We start from the raw sequence: 5,870 nt of genomic DNA, 5'->3' as shown, positions 1-5,870 counted from the left end.
AAGAAAACGTAATTTAATTGAAACAGTTTTTGATTATTTAAAGAACAAAATGAACCTTGAGCATACTAGACACAGATCCCCTATAAATGCTTTTGTTCATATACTTTCTACACTAGTTGCCTATTCTCTTAAGAAAAATAAACCTTCCATAAATTGCAATTTCGACTTTCCTCTAAATTATAACCTTATCCCGAATTGACGTGTATTGCCTAAAAACATTAACATGATCCATTAAAGCTTCCCATATGCCTTTGTCAACCCATCTCTTAAATCTGCGATAAACACTGTACCAACAACCATAATAATCAGGCAGAAGACGCCATTGACAACCTGTTCTAGCAATAAACCATATTGCTTCAATAAACTGTCTTATTTTTTCCTCATTCTTGTTGTGTATAGCTTTTTTTTTCTTAAAAAATGATAAAATTGCTTCCCATGCTTGGTCTTCTATGTAATACTTCATATCGGTAGTTTCTTGGTTTCGATAACTAGAAACTACCATTTCTTCTTACTATTGCAACTTCTTTATTCTACTCTGATAACTTAACATAAAATTTTGTCAACAGAACCTAGTACTACAGTTGTAGTTTAGATGTGAGAATTCACGATTTTTTTGCTATTTTTTTGTGATGAATAAAAAAACCTGATCACCAAGCGTCATTGCGAGGAGTCCGTAAGGTCAACGAAGCAATCCATTTCTAATCACTTTCCTGGATTGCTTCGTCGGTCTGGCAACCTCCTCGCAATGACATCTTATACTTTAACCTTTTTTCCGTGAACACTCACATTCAATCTACAACTGTAGTACTAGCTCTTTTTCGAAAAAGTGATAGCCTTCTTGTAATTCTTCTACTTGCTTATCCTTATTATTATAAAACTGTAGACGAGAAACTATCAAAGACAGAAGTTGACGAGAAGTTTTACTTAATTGCTTACCGCAATTATTAGTAAGGTTTCGCCATTCAGGTGGGACGAAATTACCGACTATATTATAAAAGATAGTATCAGGATTTTCAACTAAGGCGTTGGGAAAAGTTAATGATTCTGCCATACTTCCTCCCCGTGAAAAACGGTTAAAAATAGACCTTTTTGTAGGTCAATTTTGAAGAGTTTTAATAAAAAAACAGCCATGAAATAGCCATAGAAATTTTTTTAGAGAGTCGTAAAATTGCTGAAAAGCCTTTATATCTGGTGGAGCCAGGGGGAATCGAACCCCCGACCTTTTGAATGCCATTCAAACGCTCTACCAACTGAGCTACGACCCCTAAAATATCCCATATATAGTCAATTGATGAGAAATTGGTAACGGTATGCTACCCGCTCCTCCTGAATTGACATATATATTCACATTATTTGCAGAATATACTTATTAGTCCAGTTTTATACTATAATTATAAAGCTGAATCCATAAATTTTTTGAATATTTCGCTATTTTCTAATATTTTAAGCTCTTCTTTACACCAAGGAGAAAAGTTGGCTGAGTATTCCTCTGTGTATAACTTAAAATCTTGCCATTTAAGTAATTTTACTTCTGCTATTTCTTGTTCATTTATTCTGATAACATCATCTGATAAAGCTAAATATATCGGACATATCTCATTTTCTACAATATTATTTATATCAAATTTATAACGATAATTAGCAATAAAATATACTTTCTGCAAGCTGACCAAGCCTAATTCAAATTTTGCATGCCTATAAACAGCTTGCTCGTAAGTTTCGTTAATTTGTGGATGTCCACAAAAACTATTAGACCAAAATCCACCCCAGGTTTTTTTGAGTAAGCTTCTTCTTTGTATCAAGATGTCCTTTTGACTATTGAAAAGAAACACAGAAATCCCTCTATGCAATGGTGTATTAGAATTATGAACCGTCAATTTATCCTCTGTTCCAAGAATATTATCTTGTTCATCAACTAATACAACATGTATACTCGAATGCTTTGAAGAATTGGTTCTGCAAAACTTCGGGGCATTCGCGTGTTCATGTACTAAATGTACACTCCGCTCATTTGAATATGACATTAATTATTTACTCCTACTAACAAATATTTTTCTATAATAGCTAAATAATTACCTAAAATCTGTTGGTTTTTATTAACAAATTCTAAGGCATTAGTCTGATAAATTTTAGCTTCCTCGATACCAGTTTCAGATAGCAAATATTCCATTTTATTCAATAAATCACTTTCGTTTTGAATTTGCGTAGCAGCTTTATTTGCAAGCATTTCATTAGCAATATTAGCAAAATTACTCATATCTGGTCCAAATATAATATAATTAGCAAAATATGCTGGTTCAAGTACGTTATGTCCACCTTGTTTAAATGAACCGCCAACAAATGAAATATAAGATATGCTAAAAAATAATCCTAGTTCTCCAAATTTATCAACAATGTAAAGATCATCAGTCAGAATAGGTATATTTTGTTCAGACTTGATACTATAGGTTAAATTTAGTTGGGTACACGCTTTCCCTATATCATTTTTACGTTCAGGATGGCGTGGAATTAGAATAAAATAGCAATTTGGATATCGTTGTTTTATTGGTTTTATAATATTCAATAATACTGTTTCATCTTCCAGATGAGTGCTGGCAAATACAATAATTCTTTTAGCACTCATATATTGTGCTAAAATTGTTAATTCTTGTTCATTTACCGGTAATTTTTTGTTGGCAAATTTGATATTGCCTAAATTATTTATATTGCTCATACCAAGTTGCATAAATTTTTCATAATCGATGTTACTTTGAACAATAATTTCACTAAAATTAGAGGTGATTTCCCTAAAAAATGAGCTTATTTTTTTCCATGATGCAAATGATTTATCAGAGATACGAGCATTCAGTAATAATAATTTACAATGTTTCTTCCCTTCGCTAATTAGACATGGCCATAATTCTGATTCAACAAAGATTCCTAGAGTTGGTTGCCAATTTCTAAAAAATTTCTTAACAAAAATAATATTGTCTATAGGAATTAGTTGATGAACAGCATTTACAGGTAACTTTTGTTGTAATATTTTTGCAGAAGATTTGGTTCCTGAAGTAACCAAAAACTTTAAGGTGGTTTTTGGCATCGTTCTTTTTAGCCAAAGATCATTAATATTTTCGACTAAGGTAAGAGCTATCATAGATTCCCCTACACTGGCGGCATGTATCCAAACTAAAGTTTCATTTCGTTTATAGTCAATTGATGAGAAGTTGGGGACGTCGTCACTCGTCGCTCGTCTATTACTTATAGGCGTCACTCCATCGTTCCTGCTACCCAATCCTCCTGAATTGATTATAGTATGTGTATGCCCAATAGCAAAACGTTCCCCTATACGCTTTATATCTTCTTTGCCAACAATAACTCTCAATACCAATAAAAGAACATATAGTGGAAGAAATAGGAAACTTAAGATATGATATAAATAGATCATGAGTTTATTTCACTGATGTTTAATGCTTGGGCTAAATTAATATCATCTTGATTTTCATTGCCCATAAAAATTAGTGGCAAACCTATAAAAGCCGTTATTTTACCAAAAGGTAGTGGCATAATCAGTTTATCCCAACTTTTAAGTAAAAAATATCTAGAAGCCTTACAAGAAACCGGTATTAATTTTATATTATATTTTTGAGCCACTTTGTTAATATTACTATTTATTTTGTAAATAGGTCCACGCGGACCATCTGGGGTAATTACTATATTACTACCATTATGTAATTTTTTGATAATGGCTTTTAAAGCTACCACAGAATTTTTATTAGTAGAGCCATTTATTACCCCAAAGCCGAATTTATTGACAATATCACTAATTATTTTACCATCAGAATGAGGAGAAATAAGGGCATGAATGTCTTTATGACCGGTAAATATTCCTGGACCCAAAGCGAGCCTGTTATGCCAAAAAGCAAAAATTGCCCCTTTTTGTGCTAAAAATTGCTGTTCATTGTAACCATCTGGAAAAACAAACTGCCAACGACAGGTAAAATAAACCACTCTCAAATAACTATACAATAATTTAGTGACTACACTAAGTGCAAAATTATTCTTTTTAAGAAGTTTCTTGATCATTTTAATTGATGACAAGCATTTTTTATACGCAAGCATGCTTGCTCCAAATTTTTTATCGAAGTTGCGTAAGAAATTCTGAAATAATTTTCTAAACCGAATGCAATACCAGGAACAACTGCCACACTACATTCTTCAAGCAAATATTCTCCAAAATCATTACTATCTTTGATAATTTTATTAGAGGGGGTTTTAAGCCCAAATAATTCATTGCATTTAGGAAATAAATAGAATGCTCCTGCCGGCTTATAACAACTAATACCCTTGATATCATTTAGGATTGATAAGGTTAAGTCACGTTTTTCTTGAAAGTTTTTTGCATTAGACTTAATAAAATCTTGAGGGCCAGTTAAAGCTTCAATGGCTGCCATTTGGCTTATAGAGCAAGGATTAGAAGTACTTTGTGACTGAATAATAGCCATTGCCTTAATTAATGATTTAGTACCAGCTCCGTATCCTATACGCCATCCTGTCATAGAATAAGCTTTTGATACACCATTAACCGTAAATATTCGATCTTTTAAATCCGGTGCCACTTGAGCAAAAGTGTAAAACTTAAAATCATCAAAAATAATATGCTCATAAATATCATCAGACATAATATTTATGTTGGGATATTTGCGTAATAATTCAGCAATATCAGCTAATTCTTGATAAGAATATGCCCCCCCTGTTGGATTACTCGGCGAATTAATAATTAACCATTTAGTTTTTTTGCTAATTACTCGCTCTAGAACATTAACAGTAAGTTTAAAATTATTTTCCATGTTACAATTAACAAACACCGGAATGCCGTCAGCTAATATTACCATATCTGGGTATGAAACCCAGTATGGACTAGGAATAATTACTTCATCACCGGGGTTAAGGGATGCCATAAACAAATTATAGATTACTTGTTTTCCTCCACTGGATACGATTATCTCGTCTAAATCGTAATCTAAATTATTTTCATACTTGAATTTGTTCTGTACCGCTTGTTTAAGCTCCAATACACCATCAACATTAGTATATTTTGTTAAACCATCTCGCACAGCTTTAATTGCAGCTTCCTTGATATTATTTGGCGTATCAAAGTCAGGCTCACCAGCCCCAAGGGAGATTATGTCTCTGCCTAGTTTTTTTAGTTCAGATGTTTTTTTGACTAAGGCTAAAGTAGGGGATGGCTTTATTAAATCTAATCTTTTAGCAATAAGTGACATAGTAGAACCTATATAATTTTATCAAGTATACTCAAATCATTAGAGTATATACTATATTTGTTTTCAAAAAACAATTCTTGAGCGAGTTAAATTATTATATTATTATTTTATATATAAATTGATATGAAATAACAATATGACAAGTTTATCTATTACTTTACCATTATAGCTAACCTAATTAGCATTTAGCCATTTGTCTCAACTAAAAGGGCGTCATTCCCGCGTAGGCGGGAATCTATAATATCTCAGGGTTTTTATGCAATATTTTAGATTCCGCACCGAAGCGGGAATGATGGTATGGACGAGTGAAGCGAAATATGCTTTACTTGTACGGAGTCAGCTGAAAAATAGTTTTCAGCTGCTCCAAATTAAATAATAATTTAATTAATAGGTCCATACCATGATAAATAATAGCATAAAAAATACTATAATAGGAATAGATTTAGCAAAAAATAGTATGCACTTGGTGCAAGTCGATCAAAATGGCAAAAAAATAGGTTACCAAAAAGTTACAAGAGATGAGTTAATAGCCTATTTAAGCAATCTCGATAAAAGTTCATTGGTAGCTATGGAGGCATGTGGAGGAGCTAATTATTGGTCACAGGAAAT

At 32.3% G+C, this 5,870-nt stretch carries 7 protein-coding genes, 1 tRNA gene and 1 pseudogene; 2 read left to right on the top strand and 7 right to left on the bottom strand.

Features of this window, described 5'->3' with window-relative positions:
* The coding region (locus RiCNE_RS05520; protein WP_157905643.1) for a transposase at positions 1–199 on the top strand (199 nt) is incomplete at its 5' end.
* Here RiCNE_RS05520 and RiCNE_RS05515 read toward each other — a convergent pair.
* The 7 genes from RiCNE_RS05515 to RiCNE_RS05485 form a co-directional block, all read right to left on the bottom strand.
* On the bottom strand, positions 173–502 hold the full coding sequence (locus RiCNE_RS05515; RefSeq protein ID WP_094649597.1) for a transposase: 330 nt from the start codon (positions 500–502) through the stop codon (positions 173–175). The genes RiCNE_RS05520 and RiCNE_RS05515 overlap by 27 nt on opposite strands.
* Before the next feature lie 291 nt (positions 503–793).
* Positions 794–1,051, bottom strand: a complete 258-nt coding sequence (locus RiCNE_RS05510) for a hypothetical protein (protein WP_094649596.1) — start codon at positions 1,049–1,051, stop codon at positions 794–796.
* 138 nt (positions 1,052–1,189) lie between these two features.
* A tRNA-Ala gene (locus RiCNE_RS05505) sits at positions 1,190–1,265 on the bottom strand.
* A 126-nt stretch (positions 1,266–1,391) separates the two neighbouring features.
* Positions 1,392–2,024 (bottom strand): isopentenyl-diphosphate Delta-isomerase, encoded by a 633-nt coding sequence (gene idi, locus RiCNE_RS05500; RefSeq protein WP_094649595.1) that lies wholly within the window; start codon positions 2,022–2,024, stop codon positions 1,392–1,394.
* A complete protein-coding gene (waaA, locus tag RiCNE_RS05495; RefSeq protein WP_094649594.1) occupies positions 2,024–3,424 on the bottom strand; it encodes a lipid IV(A) 3-deoxy-D-manno-octulosonic acid transferase in 1,401 nt (466 codons plus the stop codon). The genes idi and waaA overlap by 1 nt, the downstream gene beginning before the upstream one ends.
* Complete coding sequence (locus tag RiCNE_RS05490) at positions 3,421–4,098, bottom strand: lysophospholipid acyltransferase family protein (protein ID WP_094649593.1); 678 nt, start codon at positions 4,096–4,098, stop codon at positions 3,421–3,423. Before RiCNE_RS05490 ends, waaA begins: the two co-directional genes overlap by 4 nt.
* Positions 4,059–5,261 (bottom strand): pyridoxal phosphate-dependent aminotransferase, encoded by a 1,203-nt coding sequence (locus RiCNE_RS05485; protein WP_094649592.1) that lies wholly within the window; start codon positions 5,259–5,261, stop codon positions 4,059–4,061. Before RiCNE_RS05485 ends, RiCNE_RS05490 begins: the two co-directional genes overlap by 40 nt.
* 400 nt (positions 5,262–5,661) lie before the next feature.
* On the opposite strand from RiCNE_RS05485, the pseudogene RiCNE_RS05480 reads away from it, so the two are divergent.
* Positions 5,662–5,870, top strand: a pseudogene (locus tag RiCNE_RS05480) (IS110 family transposase); the annotation flags it as partial.

Source organism: Rickettsia endosymbiont of Culicoides newsteadi (assembly GCF_002259525.1).
GTDB lineage: Bacteria > Pseudomonadota > Alphaproteobacteria > Rickettsiales > Rickettsiaceae > Tisiphia.
Note: the sequence above shows the minus strand (reverse complement) of the source record. Positions and strands in the feature narration are given on the sequence as shown.

Bases quoted from the DNA above. Each gene is read 5' to 3' on its own strand.
- RiCNE_RS05485 (WP_094649592.1), bottom strand. From the start codon at position 5,261: ATGTCACTTATTGCTAAAAGATTAGATTTAATAAAGCCATCCCCTACT.
- waaA (WP_094649594.1), bottom strand. From the start codon at position 3,424: ATGATCTATTTATATCATATCTTAAGTTTCCTATTTCTTCCACTATAT.
- RiCNE_RS05515 (WP_094649597.1), bottom strand. From the start codon at position 502: ATGGTAGTTTCTAGTTATCGAAACCAAGAAACTACCGATATGAAGTAT.
- RiCNE_RS05510 (WP_094649596.1), bottom strand. From the start codon at position 1,051: ATGGCAGAATCATTAACTTTTCCCAACGCCTTAGTTGAAAATCCTGAT.
- RiCNE_RS05490 (WP_094649593.1), bottom strand. From the start codon at position 4,098: ATGCTTGCGTATAAAAAATGCTTGTCATCAATTAAAATGATCAAGAAA.
- idi (WP_094649595.1), bottom strand. From the start codon at position 2,024: ATGTCATATTCAAATGAGCGGAGTGTACATTTAGTACATGAACACGCG.